This is a genomic window from Mycobacterium simulans (assembly GCF_900232995.1).
Lineage (GTDB): Bacteria > Actinomycetota > Actinomycetes > Mycobacteriales > Mycobacteriaceae > Mycobacterium > Mycobacterium simulans.
Genome location: NZ_OCVX01000005.1, coordinates 206911 through 222306 on the forward strand (window position 1 = coordinate 206911; position 15396 = coordinate 222306).

Annotated in this window: 15 protein-coding genes; 3 read left to right on the plus strand and 12 right to left on the minus strand. The window is 64.6% G+C overall.

Translation table 11 applies throughout. The annotated features are described in order from the left end of the window. Positions 1–2502: 2502 nt before the first annotated feature. Together MSIMFI_RS19635 and MSIMFI_RS19640 are read left to right on the plus strand one after the other, a co-directional pair. Entirely contained in the window at positions 2503–3189 is a 687-nt protein-coding gene (locus MSIMFI_RS19635; protein WP_191498774.1) for a DUF5632 domain-containing protein, read from the plus strand. Continuing rightward, on the plus strand, positions 3186–3326 hold the full coding sequence (locus MSIMFI_RS19640; RefSeq protein ID WP_191498775.1) for a hypothetical protein: 141 nt from the start codon (positions 3186–3188) through the stop codon (positions 3324–3326). The genes MSIMFI_RS19635 and MSIMFI_RS19640 overlap by 4 nt, the downstream gene beginning before the upstream one ends. Positions 3327–3386: 60 nt before the next feature. Here the strand turns inward: MSIMFI_RS19640 and MSIMFI_RS19645 are convergent, their stop codons facing one another. From MSIMFI_RS19645 to MSIMFI_RS19660, 4 genes are read right to left on the minus strand one after another with little or no spacing between them, the layout of a single operon-like run. Next, on the minus strand, positions 3387–3932 hold the full coding sequence (locus MSIMFI_RS19645; RefSeq protein ID WP_191498776.1) for a DUF1802 family protein: 546 nt from the start codon (positions 3930–3932) through the stop codon (positions 3387–3389). After that, on the minus strand, positions 3929–4198 hold the full coding sequence (locus tag MSIMFI_RS19650) for a DUF2277 domain-containing protein (protein WP_191498777.1): 270 nt from the start codon (positions 4196–4198) through the stop codon (positions 3929–3931). Before MSIMFI_RS19650 ends, MSIMFI_RS19645 begins: the two co-directional genes overlap by 4 nt. A gap of 27 nt (positions 4199–4225) precedes the next feature. After that, entirely contained in the window at positions 4226–4618 is a 393-nt protein-coding gene (locus MSIMFI_RS19655) for a type II toxin-antitoxin system VapC family toxin (RefSeq protein WP_186242486.1), read from the minus strand. After that, entirely contained in the window at positions 4615–4830 is a 216-nt protein-coding gene (locus MSIMFI_RS19660; protein WP_085248547.1) for a type II toxin-antitoxin system Phd/YefM family antitoxin, read from the minus strand. The genes MSIMFI_RS19655 and MSIMFI_RS19660 overlap by 4 nt, the downstream gene beginning before the upstream one ends. A gap of 45 nt (positions 4831–4875) precedes the next feature. On the opposite strand from MSIMFI_RS19660, the gene MSIMFI_RS19665 reads away from it, so the two are divergent. After that, positions 4876–5625 carry an enoyl-CoA hydratase gene (locus MSIMFI_RS19665; protein WP_191498778.1) on the plus strand — a complete coding sequence of 250 codons (750 nt, stop codon included), beginning with the start codon at positions 4876–4878 and terminating at the stop codon, positions 5623–5625. Here MSIMFI_RS19665 and MSIMFI_RS19670 read toward each other — a convergent pair. From MSIMFI_RS19670 to infB, 8 genes are read right to left on the minus strand one after another with little or no spacing between them, the layout of a single operon-like run. Next, positions 5622–6704, minus strand: coding sequence for an ABC transporter ATP-binding protein (locus MSIMFI_RS19670; protein ID WP_191498779.1), 1083 nt, complete (start codon positions 6702–6704; stop codon positions 5622–5624). The genes MSIMFI_RS19665 and MSIMFI_RS19670 overlap by 4 nt on opposite strands. Beyond that, positions 6697–8004: an ABC transporter substrate-binding protein gene (locus MSIMFI_RS19675; RefSeq protein WP_191499086.1), complete on the minus strand. Its 1308-nt coding sequence runs from the start codon at positions 8002–8004 to the stop codon at positions 6697–6699. The genes MSIMFI_RS19670 and MSIMFI_RS19675 overlap by 8 nt, the downstream gene beginning before the upstream one ends. Before the next feature lie 6 nt (positions 8005–8010). Beyond that, positions 8011–8844 (minus strand): carbohydrate ABC transporter permease, encoded by an 834-nt coding sequence (locus MSIMFI_RS19680; RefSeq protein WP_191498780.1) that lies wholly within the window; start codon positions 8842–8844, stop codon positions 8011–8013. Then, complete coding sequence (locus MSIMFI_RS19685) at positions 8841–9740, minus strand: carbohydrate ABC transporter permease (RefSeq protein ID WP_191498781.1); 900 nt, start codon at positions 9738–9740, stop codon at positions 8841–8843. The genes MSIMFI_RS19680 and MSIMFI_RS19685 overlap by 4 nt, the downstream gene beginning before the upstream one ends. Positions 9741–9762: 22 nt before the next feature. Then, positions 9763–11097, minus strand: coding sequence for an MATE family efflux transporter (locus tag MSIMFI_RS19690; RefSeq protein WP_191498782.1), 1335 nt, complete (start codon positions 11095–11097; stop codon positions 9763–9765). 2 nt (positions 11098–11099) lie between these two features. Continuing rightward, a complete protein-coding gene (locus MSIMFI_RS19695; RefSeq protein ID WP_191498783.1) occupies positions 11100–12113 on the minus strand; it encodes a DHH family phosphoesterase in 1014 nt (337 codons plus the stop codon). Continuing rightward, positions 12088–12555, minus strand: a complete 468-nt coding sequence (rbfA, locus tag MSIMFI_RS19700; protein WP_186242479.1) for a 30S ribosome-binding factor RbfA — start codon at positions 12553–12555, stop codon at positions 12088–12090. The genes MSIMFI_RS19695 and rbfA overlap by 26 nt, the downstream gene beginning before the upstream one ends. Further along, positions 12555–15329, minus strand: coding sequence for a translation initiation factor IF-2 (gene infB, locus MSIMFI_RS19705; RefSeq protein WP_191498784.1), 2775 nt, complete (start codon positions 15327–15329; stop codon positions 12555–12557). Before infB ends, rbfA begins: the two co-directional genes overlap by 1 nt. Positions 15330–15396 lie beyond the last annotated feature (67 nt).

Genomic DNA, 15396 nt, shown 5'->3' on the forward strand with positions numbered 1-15396 from the left:
CGCAGGCTAACGCTAACGAATCGACCACCGGGGTGATCCAATGCCCTGGCCGAGCGCCCAAGGCCATCAACCAGACTAGCTTCCATGTGGTGGTGGCTTCAGGATACACATTCGGTGCTGATGGCCCGGCTGATCGACCGCTCGCCTTCTTTCTGCCCCACAAGTTTGCGGCGCGTGCGGCCGCGGGCCGCGCTCGGCGTGTTGATCGCCATTGCGGTCCCATTCGTAGGCGTCGCTGTGAACACGCATCACCCGTCGGATGTGGTGACTGCTCGGCGCCGAAACACATGCGGCCGCGGTGACAGGGCTAACAATGCTGAATTTCCGGAACCAACGATGGGCGATACCATCGGCCAATGCCGGATACACCACCTTTGGGACCTCGCGCCGCGGGAGGTTCCAGTGGGCTTCCCCTTGGAGCGGCCGCACCAGCTCCATGGCTCCCAACAGCGCCCATGGCTTTCCGCCGGCCGTCACGATGGCCCATGTTCGCCGCCTTGGCACTGGCGATCATCGCGGTGGTCCTTGGCGTCGCGGGATTATTTCGCCCGACTCCTCATCACGCCGGCGCATCACCCAGCACCCCTGCGCCCACGTTCACCGATCAGCAAGTCGCCGACGCGAAGTCGCATGTTTGCACTGCGTACAGACGTGTCAGCCATGCGGTCGCGATAAATACTACGGGGGAGCCTCCACCCGCCAGCGATCGAATTGCGACTATCACCATAGCCACCAACGCTAGGCTGGCCTTGCACGACGGTGCTGACTACCTTGCTGATACGTTGACAGCTGAGCCCGCAACCCCCGCTAATTTGGCGGAGCCGGTTCGTTCGCTGGCACATGCATATCGAGAATTGACGCTGATAGATTTTGCTGAGGAACCCCAAGTCAACCAGGATCCCGTGCGTCAAACAATCGATAGAGACATGACGATCTTAGATCGGTTGTGCAATGGCTGATTTGCCGCCGGGCGAGTGGTCACCAATCCTTGTCGGTCCTTATTGGCCGGCGGACTCAAATGTAGCTACGATCAGTGCTGAGTCAATAAATTTCGAAACAATCGCCACGGAATACCGCTATTTTGAGAACCAGTTGCAAGGGGCCAGGATTGGGCCGTTGGCCAGCCAGGAAGGTCTTACGGCCGACGATCTGCGAGATACCCTTCGGCGAGGCGAAGAAAATGCACATGATGTCGCGGAGAAAAATGGAGTCAAGAAGTCCGCTTACGATTTCGTCCGCGACTCAGCTAACGACCTCCGCTCTGAGCTCACCGCGATCGCCGGGGAAGGCAACTCAAAGATCAAGGAAATCCAGGGCTCCAAAGACTCATTGCTAACAAAGATCGACAAGATCGCCGACGTCGTATTGGACTGCCAAAGACGGGCCAATGCCAAAGCCGCAATATGTGGCGACAATATACTGAACGCAACCCAGAACATTCTCCGCCGCGAAGGTATCGATATATCGGCAAGACAATTCGCCAACGACCGCGGCGTCGATACGGTTCAAATGTTCAAATCCCCGAGCAAGGACGCCATTCATGATCAGGTGAAAGGAATTCTTGCCAACCCGACGCCGGAAGGATACAAAGCGGACGTAACCGGGTCCCCACAAGGGTTTGAGTCTACCGGCGGCGCATCACCGCCAACCGGCCCACTCGGGGCCACCGCCCCAGCCAGTGCTCCTGCACCCTCTCCACGCCCCGGAAAACTCGACGCCGTCCCACCGCAAACCGGCCCACTCGGGGCCACCGCCCCAGCCAGTGCTCCTGCACCCTCTCCACGCCCCGGAAAACTTGACGCCACCCCACCGCAAACCGGCCCAGCCCGACCTTCCGCCCCTACGGTGGCCCCCGTCCCACTCGCGGGCACGATGCCTCCGCCGGTTCAAGCACCAAGCTTGCCGAATGCAACCGCGGTCCCTGCCCCAACGACGATGTCGCCAACCGGTCTCCCCACTGGGTTGACCCCGAGCGGGCTGATGCAAAGCTTCGACCACGGCTTACAAGCTGGCGCGCCGATGTCGGAGGCGGCGAATGCATTGTCGAGCGCACCAATGAACGCGATCGACTCACATCTACCACCCCCGCCGGTCACCTCAGCAGCGCCGGCCGGGTCAACGATTCCAGCAACTGCGCACGCGCCAGTGGTCGACACATCCGAGCAAGCCCACCCTCCAGTCGCCACCACGACACCAGCCGTCAACGCCCCCACCAGCGACGCAGGCGTCACGTATGTAGCCGCGCCACCCGCAACCGCTCAACCCGCGCCGGTCGGACCACCTCCCAGCGGCCTGCTGCCCTCCTACGGCGCCGATCTTCGACTCCCGACGACGGCGGCATCAGCTCCGACAATGCCGTCGAGCCCGCCCTTGGCAGCACCAGGGTCGGCACCGGTCAGCCCATCAAGCGGCGCCGGCGGTGTGGGACAGCCCGCCGTGGTTCGCCAGCCCACCGCGCCCACAACCGCGCAGCAAACACCTGCAGGCGTCGTGGAGCGAGCCGTGGCTGCTGCTGGTGGTGGTGGGGTTGCCGGTGCAACCTCGGCGAGAGCCACTGCCCAAAAGCGATTGCAGCACATTGTCGACGCGGTGGCGCGCCAAGAGCCGCGGTTGCGGTGGGCCGCCGGAGACCGCCCGGACGGCACCACGGTGCTCGTGACCGACCTGGCCAGCGGCTGGATCCCACCAGGCATCGAGATCCCCGTCGGTGTGCAACTGCGCGATCCGGCACACCGCCATAACAACATCGAGGCCCTCCTCGGCGAAGTAACCGCCACCGCCAGCTACGCACCGATCCACTACGTACCGCCTCCTGACGACGACGAGCCACTCGCGACCTCGTCACGAGCCCGCCAGGTACCCGCGGTCGACGACCTCGGCTGGAAACTCAGCCAAGCCACGAATTGGCGTGACGGACTGCCACAACTGGCCCACGCGCTCGCGAAAGCCGCGTCCAGGGGCACCGGTGTCCTGGACTCCGAAATCGAGTTCCTCCGAGGAGAACTCGCAATGGTCGGCAAGCGCGTGCTTGATGCGTATCCAAACAGCGTCGAACCGGCTGTGGTGGCGAACTGGCAGCTGCTTGCGGCGATCGACGCACTTGCCGAAAGCGACAAGACGGGAGCGCACTACCACTTTGCCTGGTTCCAGGCGTTGAGCCAGGCGGCAGCGGGCGGGAGGACGTCATGAGCGGCGACGGCGACCAGCGGCTCAAGATCATCCCAGGCCAACTCGCACAACTGGCGGGGCTACAGCCACCGCCCGTGATACTGCCCGCCCAGCGCGCAATGGCCGGTTCAGCCATTGACGGCTTGCGGCGGTTTTGACCGCAACCGGCGGCGCGGGGGTCCAGCGGTCCAGCAGAGCCGTGAATCGTCACTCGGGCCTCAGCCGACTGCCTCGCGGACTCGAGTGGCGACCTCGGATAGCAGGGCATCGTCGTGCACGGGCGATGCCAGCAGCGGTGTCACCGGAAGCTGAACCCAGCTTGTGCAACCGGCGTATTCGGAGGTGCGGTCCAGTTTTACGGGCTCCACCAGTGGAATCGCGGTCACCACCAGCACGGCGAGTTTGTGCTTGGGTCGGAAGTCAAGCCGTTCGGAACGCACCGACTCGGATGTCCAGATATGCAGGTCCTCAATTTTCTCCAGACCCTCCGGCCGGTTAACCGGCAGCGCAGCAACAACTTTCGCTGCCGCACGCACCACCACGTACTCATCGGTACTATCGGCTGCCGCGCCAGCCAGCAAGCCCCGATGCTCGTGCCGAACTCGTTCCGCATGACTGTGCGCGACCGTCGGAAATAACAGAAACTCCCGCGCCGCTACCTCGAATCGCTTCTCCCCGATGCCGCCCTTGCGCAGCAGCACGGTCTGGCGTCCGTCCAGCAGCGCGTGGACGGCCGCGCTCCACTCCTTGAGCGCAAGCGTCATTGAGATCTGGCGAGCCGGGCCAGCACCTCGGGCCGACGCAACGGCGGGACGGTCTTGGGCGGCTGGCGCCTTGGTGGTAGGGCGTCGAGCAACCGCGTCGTCGTGGCGGTGACCTCGCCGACCGCGGCCTCAAACAGCTCGGCGTTGGCCGCGGACGGGCGGGTGATACCGCTGACCTTGCGCACATACTGACGCGCGGCCGCCGCGATCTCCTCGGGTGTGGCTGCGGGCTGCAAACCGCGCAGTTCGGTGATGTTCCGGCACATGGCTTCCACGATAGGCGCGAGCCACGGCTACCAGATCGTGACGGGGCGCGGGTACCGATGACCTCGCAGCCGCCGGTCCTTGGTGACCAGGCGCCAACCGTGTTCGACAGCAGTGGCGTAGATCAACCGGCCGGCCGGATCGCCCGGGAAAGACGAGGGCAGCCCCACCGCGGTAGCGGCGATGGATGGAGTGATGCCGATCGTGCGAACATGCTCGGCGAGCCCCTGGAGCCAGGACAGCACGGGAATCGCGAGTTGGATGCGTTCATGTTCGGCAAGCCAAGCCAGTTCGAACCACGAAATCGCGGCGACGGCGAGCTCGTCGGCATGTTCGATGGCCTGGCTCGCGGTCTGGCTGAGACGTCCGGGCTCGGTCGACCACCAGTAGGCCACATGCGTGTCGAGCAGCACCGTCGTCATGAAACGTTCCACGGAACCCCGGTGGTGAAGAGTTCGTCTTCATCGACGGCCGTCATCGCCACACCCGAGAACCGACCCTTCAGCGCGTGCGGCCCCGTCGCTCCGACCAGCCGGGCCACGGTGCGGCCGTGTTTGGTGATTTCGATCTCCTCGCCTTGGGCCACTTCATCAAGCAAGGCGAGGATCTTCGCCTTCACCTCCGTAGCGGTCATTTTTCTAGTCATAAAGACAGATTACTGGTCCTGTACGCTAATCGCATGACCGAGGACATCCTGTTGATCGACACCGACGAGCGGATCCGCACGCTCACCCTCAACCGGCCGCAGGCCCGCAATGCCCTGTCCGCGGCACTGCGCGATCAGTTCTTCGGGGCCCTGACCGACGCCGAGACCGACGACGACGTCGACGTCGTCATCGTCACCGGCGCCGATCCGGTGTTCTGCGCGGGACTGGATCTCAAAGAGCTGGGCGGGCAGTCGGCGCTTCCGGACATCTCGCCACGGTGGCCGGCGATGACCAAACCGGTGATCGGCGCGATCAACGGCGCCGCGGTCACCGGTGGGCTTGAGCTGACACTGTACTGCGACATCCTGATCGCCTCGGAGCACGCACGCTTCGCCGACACTCACGCACGAGTGGGCCTGCTACCCACCTGGGGTCTCAGTGTCCGGCTGCCGCAGAAGGTGGGCGTGGGGTTGGCCCGACGGATGAGCATGACCGGGGACTACCTCTCCGCCACCGACGCGCTGCGCGCCGGCCTGGTTACCGAGGTGGTGCCGCACGATCAACTGCTGAACACCGCCCGCGGAGTGGCGGCGTCCATCGTCGGCAACAACCAGAATGCGGTTCGGGCATTACTGGCCTCCTATCACCGGATCGACGAATCGCAGACTGCCGAGGGGTTATGGCTGGAAGCCATGGCGGCCAAGCAATTTCGGACCAGCGGCGATGACATCGCAGCCAACCGCGCGGCGGTGCTAGAACGCGGCCGCTCCCAGGTGCGTTAACGGATACGGGCCTGGGTTTCGACGTCGAAGAAGCACACTTCGTGCGAGCGCGGCACGATCGCCAGGGATTCGCCTACGGTGACCGCGGTGCGGCGGTCGGTACGGAACACGATGCGCTGCGTACGCGATGACCACCCTTGCGGCTGGACCGGTGTTGCGTAGACAAAGGATTCGAAGCCGAGCTCCTCGACCAATTCGACGTTCACGGTCAGGGCCCCCGGCGTGTCCGCGGGGGCAACGCCCCACGACTCCGGCCGTATGCCGATCAGCACCCGGTCGACCGCACCGCGCGGAGCAGGTATCGCCAAGTCGGGCGATTTCACGACGCCGTCGGTCACCGCGGCGTCGATAAGATTCATCGCCGGCGCCCCGATGAACGTGGCGACAAACGTGTTGACCGGGTTGTCGTAGAGTGCGCGCGGCGTGTCAACCTGTTGCAGCACACCGTCTTTGAGCACGGCGACGCGATCACCCATCGTCATCGCCTCGACTTGATCGTGGGTGACGTAGACGGTGGTGGTGCCCAGTTGACGCTGCAAACCCGAAATCTGCGATCGAGTGCTCACCCGCAACTTGGCATCCAGGTTCGACAGCGGCTCATCCATGCAGAACACCCGGGGCCGGCGCACGATCGCCCGTCCCATCGCCACCCGTTGACGCTGGCCGCCGGATAACTTTGAAGGCTTACGGTCAAGCAACTCAGTAAGTTCCAGCATGTTTGCGACTTCACGTACCCGTTGGCGGGTTTCTGCTCGCGACATGCCCGCGTTTCGCAGCGCGAATCCCATGTTGGCGGCCACGGTCATATTCGGGTACAGCGCGTAGTTCTGGAACACCATCGCGACGTCGCGCGCCCGCGGCGGAAGGTGTGTGACATCCACGTCGCCAATGGTGATCTGACCGCTTTCAACGGTTTCCAGCCCGGCAAGCATTCGCAGCGTGGTGGACTTGCCACAACCGGACGGGCCGACCAGTACCAGAAATTCGCCGTCGGCGATGTCGAGGTCCAGGCTATCGACGGCCGGCGCGTCGGCGCCGGGATAGCGATGGGTAACCGCGCAATACTCCACTCTAGCCATGGCGCAAGCCCGGCAGCTTCCGCGCGATCTGGCGGTCCAGAACGACCTTTAGCTGCCGCTCGATCTGGGCGAAGGTCCTGGTCACGTCGGCTCCCCTCAATCCGATGGATTCCAACCCGGCGGAGATGATGCGGTCACCGCCGGGCAGAAACACACGCGCATAGTCCTGCGGGCGGGTGTGTGGGAGCTGGTCGAGCGCCACTCGCGCACGCGGATTGTCGGCCAGGTATTTCTGTTCACTGGGGCAGCCAACAGCAGACTTTCGCACCGCCAGATATCCGGTGCGCTGGCTGAAGTACGCGGTGCTCGCCGGGTTGGTGATGAACTCAATAAACTTGAGTGCGTTTAACTTTCGCTCCTCGGAGAGCTTGGTGGGTATCGCCAGCCCCGCCCCGCCGGACGGACATCCGGGTGCTCCACCGGGGCCGGTGGGCAGCGGTGCGGCCCCAACATCGAAACGGGCCGCGGCGGTGATGCCGGCCAGGGCACCGGTTGATGTCACGGTCGACGCCAGGATGCCGGTCGCGAACTCGTTGGCGACATCATTGGCGATCGCGGCGTACCCATTGCGATGGATAGAATCCCGGAAGAAGTTGCCCGCCGCGATGGTCTTCGGATCGGTGAACCGCAGGGTCCACTTGTCGGAGTAGGCGCCGCCGAACGTCCAGTTGGGTCCTTCGAATGTCCAGGAAATGATTTCGGCGTTAGCCCAGCCGTGTGCCCATTTTCCGGCGCCGACGACGCGCTGCAGCCGCGGACCCCAGTCGTCGAGTTCTTGCCAACTATGCGGTCCGCGGTCGGGCAGGCCGGCCTGTTCCCATATCGCTTTGTTGTAGTAAAACAGCGGCGTCGAGCGCGCGTACGGCAGCGCGTAGTGTTCTCCGTTGAACTCGTAATCGGCCAATAACGTGTCGACGTAATCGGTTACGTCCACTCCGGCTTGACGGCAAAGGTCATCGAGCGGAGCGATAAGGCCGCTGAGGGCGAAATGGAACCACCAGATATCGTCCAACACAACGACATCGGGCACGTCTGTTCCGGTGAGCGCCGCATTGAACTTCTGCGCCACTTCGTCGTAGTCCTTACCCGCGTCGATCAGCTTGACCGGCAACTCGGGAAACTGGCTCTGGAATCGGCTGACGAGTTCCTTTTCCACCGCAGTGGATTGGCCAGGATGATTCGACCAGAACGCGATAGGTCCCGATCCCGACTTCACCGAGACACCGCCACCCATCCCGGCACAGGCGGATGTGGCGAGGCCCGTTAGCAGCAGAAACTCTCGGCGGCCCAAGGTATTCATCATCGGTTAGCCCTTGACCGCGCCCGATGTGAGGCCTTTGATCATCTGCCGTTGCAAGACGATGAAGATGAGCAGGATGGGCAGCATGGCCAGCAGGGTCACCGCCATCACCGGACCCCAGTTCGTCACGCCTTCGGCCTGCTGTAGAAACGTCAGGCCCACCGGGAGCGGCGCCACCGATTCGTCGTCAGACATCAAGAAGGGCCAAAGGTACTCATTCCATTCGTTGACTACGGTAATGATGCCGAAGGCGACCATGGTGGGCCCGGACATCGGTAACACCACCCGCAGCAGCAGCTGCCACCAACGCGCGCCATCCATTTGGGCAGCCTCGATGATCTCCGGCGGCAGCGACAGAAAGTGGTTGCGCATCAAGAAAGTTCCAAACGCCACCCCCGCCAAGGGCAGGATGATACCCGGAAAAGTGTTGCGCAGACCCAGTTGTGAGATCAGCGCATAGTTGGAAATCACCGTGATTTGATTGGGCACCATCAGCGCTGCGATGATCAGCACGAACACCGCAGTCTTGCCTGGAAACCGCACGAACGCCAAGCCAAACGCGCTTAACACCCCGAGCGTGAACTTCACAGCCGCCAACACCGAGGTGATGATCACCGAATTGCGCAGGAACGTCCAGAATGGAATCTGCTCGGTAGCCGTCCGGTAGTTCTGCGGATGCCAGTGCGGCGGCCACCAACTGGTCGGCTGCGAATAGATGTCTGGTTGGTCCTTGAACGACGTGAAGAGCACGAACAGCAGCGGCCCGGCGACCAGCGTCACGACCAACAGCATTGCGGCATAGCCCAACAGGCGTACGGCGCGGACGCGATCCGATGTCATTGGCGCTGCCCTCGATCCATCACCCGCACCTGGTAGTACGTGACGGCCAGCAATACCAAGAACATGATCGTGGCCACGGTGGCGCCATAGCCGGCCCGGAAGTTCCTGAAGGTCTCCAGATACACCTGGTACACCATGGTTGTAGTGCCGGTGCCTTCGGGCCCGCCTCGGGTCATGACGTTGATGACGTCGAACACCTGCAGCGAGTTGATCAAAACGGTGATCGACAAGAAGAAAGTAGTGGAACGCAGCTGCGGCAACAGCACTCGATGAAACGTGGCCCATCGGCCGGCGCCGTCGATTTCGGCCGCTTCCAACAAGTCTCGACGAACCCCTTGTAGCGCAGCCAGATAGATGACGAAGGTGTACCCAAGGTTCTTCCAGACGTAGGTGACCGTCACCATGAACAGCGCCCAACGCGCATCCTGGTAAAAGTCGGGCACGCCGACGCCGACGCGGCGTAATAAATCTTGCACCAGACCGAAATGCGGATCGAAGACGAACTGGGCCGCCAGACCGACTGCGGCGCCAGAGATCACAAAGGGTGCGAATACGGTTGAGCGCACCACGTTCCGACCTCGCAGCGGTCGATCGAGCAACATCGCCAGAACCAACCCCAATACCATCGAGCCGATCACCGCGGCCACGGTGAAGATCGCCGTGTTGACCACAATCTGGCGCGTATCGGAACGGGTGAACCACTCGGTGTAGTTGGACAACCCGACAAACTCTGCCCTGGGATCGGAGATATTCCAGTCGAAAAAGGACAACCGAATGTTGTCAGCCAGCGGACGGTAGATGAACAGCGTCAACAACGCCACATTGGGGCCCACCAGAACGACAAACAGGGCGTAATCCCGCCATGATCGATGCGACCGCTTCGCCAGGGGGCTCACCGGCGCAGTGTATCGGTAGCGGTCACACCGTTCCCGGTACCGCCCACCGACCGCCCACTGCCCGCCATCCCGCGAAGACCAGACGCAGCGCAACAAATGTGCTCAGTCCCGACCAGATGCCCGCCAGCCCCCAACCGAACACCAGCGCCAACCAGGTCAGCGGCAAAAAGCCCAGCAGTGCACTCACGACAGTGGCGTTGCGCATGAACTTCGCGTCGCCGGCGCCCAGTAACACCCCGTCCAAAGCGAAAACGATTCCAGCAACCGGTAATTGGGCCACCATGAACCACCATGGCACGCCGATCGTGGCTAGCACCGACCGATCGTCGGTGAACAACCCGGGCATGACCGAGGCGCCCGCCGCGAATATCCCGGCCAACAACGTGGCCGCCAGCGTCGAGAATGCGGTCACCCGCAACGCGACCGACTTCGCGTGCTCGGCATCACCGGCGCCCAGCGCCGCACCGACCAGCGATTGTGCCGCGATTGCCAGCGAATCAAGGACCAGCGCAAGGAAACCCCACAGCTGCAGCACGATTTGATGCGCCGCTAGCGCCGCCGCGCCAAACCTGGCGGCCACCGCCGCGGCCGAGACGAAGCAAGCCTGGAAAGCCAGGCTCCGCACGATCAGGTCGCGGGCCAGCACAAGCTGGGCGCGCAGCACACCTCGGTCGAGCCGCAACGGCACCCGCTCGGCCAACAACGCGCCCCCGAACAGCAGTGCCGCCAGCCACTGCCCTACCAGGTTGGCCACCGCCGAGCCGGTCAACTCCATCCGGGGCAGACCCAACCAGCCGTATACCAGCGGCGGGCACAGCAGTGCCGAGACGCCGAAACCGGCGACCACGTAGCGCAGCGGGCGCACCGTGTCCTGCACACCGCGCATCCAGCCGTTTCCGGCAAGCGAGACCAGAATCGCGGGCACGCCCAAGACCGCGATTCGCAGCCATGGCAACGACGCACCGGCGATAGCCCCGCCCCCCGATCCACCGCCCCCGATCGCTGACACCAGCGGCACCGCTGCGACCTGCACCGCGACGATGATCAACCCACCCAACCCCAATGCCAGCCAACTCGCCTGTACACCTTCGTTCACCGCCGCCGCACGATCCGCGGCCCCGAAGTAGCGCGCCGAGCGCGCTGTCGTGCCGTAGGACAGAAACGTCAGCTGGGAACCGACCACGCTCAGCACGAGACTCCCGATCGCCAACCCGGCCAATGACAGCGCACCAAGCCGGCCGACGACGGCGGTGTCAAACAACAAATACAGCGGCTCGGCGGCCAGCACACCCAGCGCGGGCAGCGCCAACTTTGCGATCTGCCTACCACCGGCGGCGGTCGGAGCCCCGTCAGTCAAGCTCAGCCAAGGGCTGCGCGCAGTGAACCAACGGCCTCGTCGATCGAGCCGGTGATCGTAAATCCGGCTGCCAGGCGGTGGCCGCCACCACCGAACTCGGCTGCGACCGATGCCAAATCGATGTCGGTTTTGGCCCGCATGGACACCGACCACTGCTGCGGCTCGACTTCTTTGAACACCGCCGCCACCTCGGCCTGCTGGGTGGTGCGCACGATGTCGACGATGCTATCGACTTCCTCAGGACGCGAACTGACCCAATCCCGGTTGCCGACGACCGCATACACCAAGCCGCGACCACCGACCGCCTCGGGAATCAGTTGCGCAGAACCCAACACCCGCGACAACATCGGCAGCCACACGAAGGGATGGGTATCCATCAGTGACCGGCTGGTCGCGGCGTTGTCCACGCCGATCTCCAGCAGCCGGGCCGCCAACCGAAAGGCGCGCGCGCTGGCCCAGCGGAACGACCCGGTGTCGGTGGTCAGCCCGGCGTAAATGCAGTGCGCTACGCCCCGGTCGATTGGTTTCCCCCACTTGTCCAGAATTTCGGCAACCATCATCGTGGTGGAATCAGCCGACTGGTCGACGAAGTTCGCGGTGCCGAACAAGTCGTTCGAGGCGTGATGGTCGATGACCAGTACCTCCCGATCCGCAGCCACCAGATCACTCAGGCCACCGAGCCGGTTGACGCTGGGAACGTCAACGGTCACAACCAAATCGACATCGCGGCGCATCACCTCCGGGCTTACCAGCAAGTGGCAGCCGGGCAACGTCTGCAACGACTCCGGAAGCAGCGCCGGCGCGCCAAAGCTGACCTCTACCTGCTTGCCGCACTGATCGAGCACCAATCCCAATGCCAGCCCGGCCCCGATCGTGTCGGCGTCGGGATGGACGTGGCAGACGACCCCGATCGTGGCCGAGGCGGACAGCAGCTCGGCGGCGCCGACGGCGTCAACGCGCGCCCCGGTGAGGCGCGGCAAATCGGAGAGCTCAGTCTTCGGGTTGGTGGTCGTCACCGGTTTCCTTAATGCCGCTCACCCGGTATGGATCGGCCTCCCCTGCCGGCTTTGCCCCTACCCGAACCCGCGCCAGATCCTCATCAGCGGCGCGTGCGCGGGCCAGCAACTCCTCCATTCGATGCACGTTGTCCGACGTCGTGTCGCGACTGAACGTCAAGGTGGGCGTGAAGCGCACACCAGTGCCCGCGCCGACCTTGGAACGCAGTACACCTTTTGCCCGGTCCAGCGCGGCCGCGGCGGCGGCATAGTCGGGCTGGGCGTCCAGCGTGGGTCCCATCACCGTGTAGTACACCGTCGCATCGTGCAGGTCGGCCGTCACCTTGGCGTCGACGATCGTCACCCCGGACAACCCGGGATCCTTGATCTCGTACTCGATCGCCGAGGCGACGATCGTGCAGATCCGCTTGGCCAGGCGACGCGCCCGGGCGGGATCAGCCATCAGGCGCGTTCTTTCTGGACCAACTCGTAGGACTCGATGACGTCGCCTTCCTTGATGTCGGAGTAGCCCAACGTCATACCGCACTCGAAGCCCTCGCGGACCTCGGTCACGTCGTCCTTTTCCCGACGCAGCGAAGCGATCGAGAGGTTTTCGCTGACCACGATGTTGTCTCGCAACAACCGAGCCTTTGCGTTGCGGCGCACCACACCGGAGGTAATCAGGCAACCCGCGATGATGCCGACCTTCGAAGACCGGAACAGCGCCCGGATCTCGGCGCGGCCCAACTGGTTTTCCTCGTAGATCGGCTTGAGCATGCCACGCAGGGCCTTCTCGATCTCGTCGATCGCCTGGTAGATAACCGAGTAGTAGCGGATGTCCACGCCCTCGCGGTTGGCCAGCTCGGTCGCCTTCCCTTCGGCGCGCACGTTGAACCCGATGATCACCGCATCCGAGGCCGACGCCAGGTTGACGTTGGTCTCGGTGATGCCACCGACGCCGCGGTCGATGACACGCAGCACCACTTCGTCGTCGACCTGGATACCCATCAGGGCCTCCTCCAGCGCCTCGACGGTACCGGCGTTGTCGCCCTTGAGGATCAAGTTCAGCTGGCTGGTTTCCTTCAGCGCCGAGTCCAGGTCCTCCAGGCTGATCCGCTTGCGAGAGCGTGCCGCCAGGGCGTTGCGCTTGCGGGCGCTGCGCCGATCGGCGATTTGACGGGCGATGCGGTCCTCGTCCACAACCAGGAAGTTGTCTCCGGCGCCGGGAACCGACGTGAAGCCGATGACCTGAACCGGACGCGACGGCAGCGCCGCCTCGATATCCTCGCCGTGTTCGTCGACCATGCGGCGGACGCGGCCATAGGCGTCGCCGGCGACCACGGAGTCGCCGACCCGCAACGTGCCGCGCTGAATCAACACGGTGGCCACTGGGCCGCGGCCGCGGTCCAGGTGCGCCTCGATCGCCACACCCTGGGCCTCCATGTCGGGGTTGGCCCGCAGATCCAGGGCAGCGTCGGCGGTCAGCACGACCGCCTCGAGCAGCGCCTCGATGTTGGTGCCCTGCTTGGCGGAGATATCGACGAACATGGTGTCGCCACCGAAATCCTCTGCCACCAAACCATATTCGGTGAGCTGGCCGCGGATCTTGGCCGGGTCGGCACCTTCCTTGTCGATCTTGTTCACCGCCACCACGATCGGCACATCGGCCGCCTGCGCGTGGTTGATGGCCTCCACCGTCTGCGGCATCACGCCGTCGTCGGCCGCGACCACCAGGATGGCGATGTCGGTGGCCTTGGCACCGCGGGCACGCATGGCGGTGAACGCCTCGTGACCCGGGGTGTCGATAAAGGTGATCAACCGCTCGTCGCCGTCGAGGTCGACGCCGACCTGGTAGGCGCCGATGTGCTGAGTGATGCCGCCGGCCTCTTCCTCGCGGACGTTGGCCTTTCGGATGGTGTCCAGCAGGCGGGTCTTGCCGTGGTCGACGTGACCCATCACGGTCACCACCGGCGGACGCGTCTGTAGATCGGCCTCGTCTCCCGTGTCCTCCCCGTAGGAGAGGTCGAACGATTCCAGCAGCTCGCGGTCTTCGTCCTCGGGGCTAACGACCTGAACGTTGTAGTTCATCTCGCTGCCCAGCAATTCCAGCGTCTCGTCGCCAACCGACTGCGTGGCGGTCACCATCTCGCCGAGGTTGAACAGCGCCTGCACCAGCGCGGCCGGGTTGGCGTCGATCTTCTCGGCGAAGTCCGACAGCGACGCTCCGCGGGCCAGCCGGATCGTCTCGCCGTTGCCGTGCGGCAACCGCACACCGCCGACGACCGGCGCCTGCATCGAGTCGTATTCCTGGCGCTTCTGCCGCTTGGACTTGCGGCCACGCCGGGGCGCACCGCCGGGACGACCAAAAGCACCGGCAGCACCGCCACGCTGCCCGGGACGGCCACCACCGCCACCGGGACCACCACCGCCGGGACGGCCACGGAAGCCGGTTCCGGGTGCGGCCCCTACCCCACCGCCACCGCGGTAATTGCCGCCACCTGTATCGGAGCGCCCACCGGGCCCACCGGGCCGGCCACCGCCGGGTCGGGGTGCGCCGGTCCGCGGCGGACGTGGCCCACCCCCCGCGCCACCGGGCCGGGGCGGCATGCTGCCCGGTGAGGCGCCGCCTGGACGGGGCGCCCCTGGCCTGGCCGCTCCGGGACGCGGAGCCTGCGGCCGCGGGATGGGCCGGTCGACGGGTTGCGCCGACGAGAATGGGTTGTTGCCCACGCGCGGGGTACGTATGCCCGGCTTCGGCGCCGGACCTGGCCGGGGCCCTGGAGTCATTCCGGGGTGGGGCGCGGCAGGGCCGGGCGACTGACCGGGTGTCGGCGCCGCTGGAGGCGCGGGAGTTGCGGCAACAGCGGCACCCGAGGTCGAGGCGGCGGGGGTGGACGCCGTGGTCCTACCGGATTCGGCGGCCTTACCGGGTGCGCCGGCCGGTTCGCCGTTGCCCACCGCCTTGTCAATTGCGGTTTCCAAGGCTTGGTCGACCTTCTTGCCGAGGCCTTTACCGGGAGCGCCGCCGGGCACCTTTTCGGCCGCCTTGGTGCCGCCTTTTTCGGTGGCCTGCTTGCTGCCACCGAACGACTCGCGGAGCCGGCGAGCAACCGGTGCCTCCACCGTCGACGATGCCGATTTGACGAATTCGCCCTGTTCATTCAGTCGGGCGAGAACTTCCTTGCTGGTAACACCGAGTTCCTTAGCCAACTCGTGTACGCGGGCCTTACCTGCCACTACATCTCCTGTCCATGAGGCGACAGTCGTGGGCCGCGCCTCGGGTGCTAGCTGTAACGCATAGAGG

Excerpts from the sequence above, each read along its gene's own strand:
- MSIMFI_RS19640 (WP_191498775.1), top strand. The coding sequence starts at position 3,186 with ATGAGCGGCGACGGCGACCAGCGGCTCAAGATCATCCCAGGCCAACTC.
- MSIMFI_RS19645 (WP_191498776.1), bottom strand. The coding sequence starts at position 3,932 with ATGACGCTTGCGCTCAAGGAGTGGAGCGCGGCCGTCCACGCGCTGCTG.
- MSIMFI_RS19650 (WP_191498777.1), bottom strand. The coding sequence starts at position 4,198 with ATGTGCCGGAACATCACCGAACTGCGCGGTTTGCAGCCCGCAGCCACA.
- MSIMFI_RS19655 (WP_186242486.1), bottom strand. The coding sequence starts at position 4,618 with ATGACGACGGTGCTGCTCGACACGCATGTGGCCTACTGGTGGTCGACC.
- MSIMFI_RS19660 (WP_085248547.1), bottom strand. The coding sequence starts at position 4,830 with ATGACCGCTACGGAGGTGAAGGCGAAGATCCTCGCCTTGCTTGATGAA.
- MSIMFI_RS19665 (WP_191498778.1), top strand. The coding sequence starts at position 4,876 with ATGACCGAGGACATCCTGTTGATCGACACCGACGAGCGGATCCGCACG.
- MSIMFI_RS19670 (WP_191498779.1), bottom strand. The coding sequence starts at position 6,704 with ATGGCTAGAGTGGAGTATTGCGCGGTTACCCATCGCTATCCCGGCGCC.
- MSIMFI_RS19675 (WP_191499086.1), bottom strand. The coding sequence starts at position 8,004 with ATGAATACCTTGGGCCGCCGAGAGTTTCTGCTGCTAACGGGCCTCGCC.
- MSIMFI_RS19680 (WP_191498780.1), bottom strand. The coding sequence starts at position 8,844 with ATGACATCGGATCGCGTCCGCGCCGTACGCCTGTTGGGCTATGCCGCA.
- rbfA (WP_186242479.1), bottom strand. The coding sequence starts at position 12,555 with ATGGCTGATCCCGCCCGGGCGCGTCGCCTGGCCAAGCGGATCTGCACG.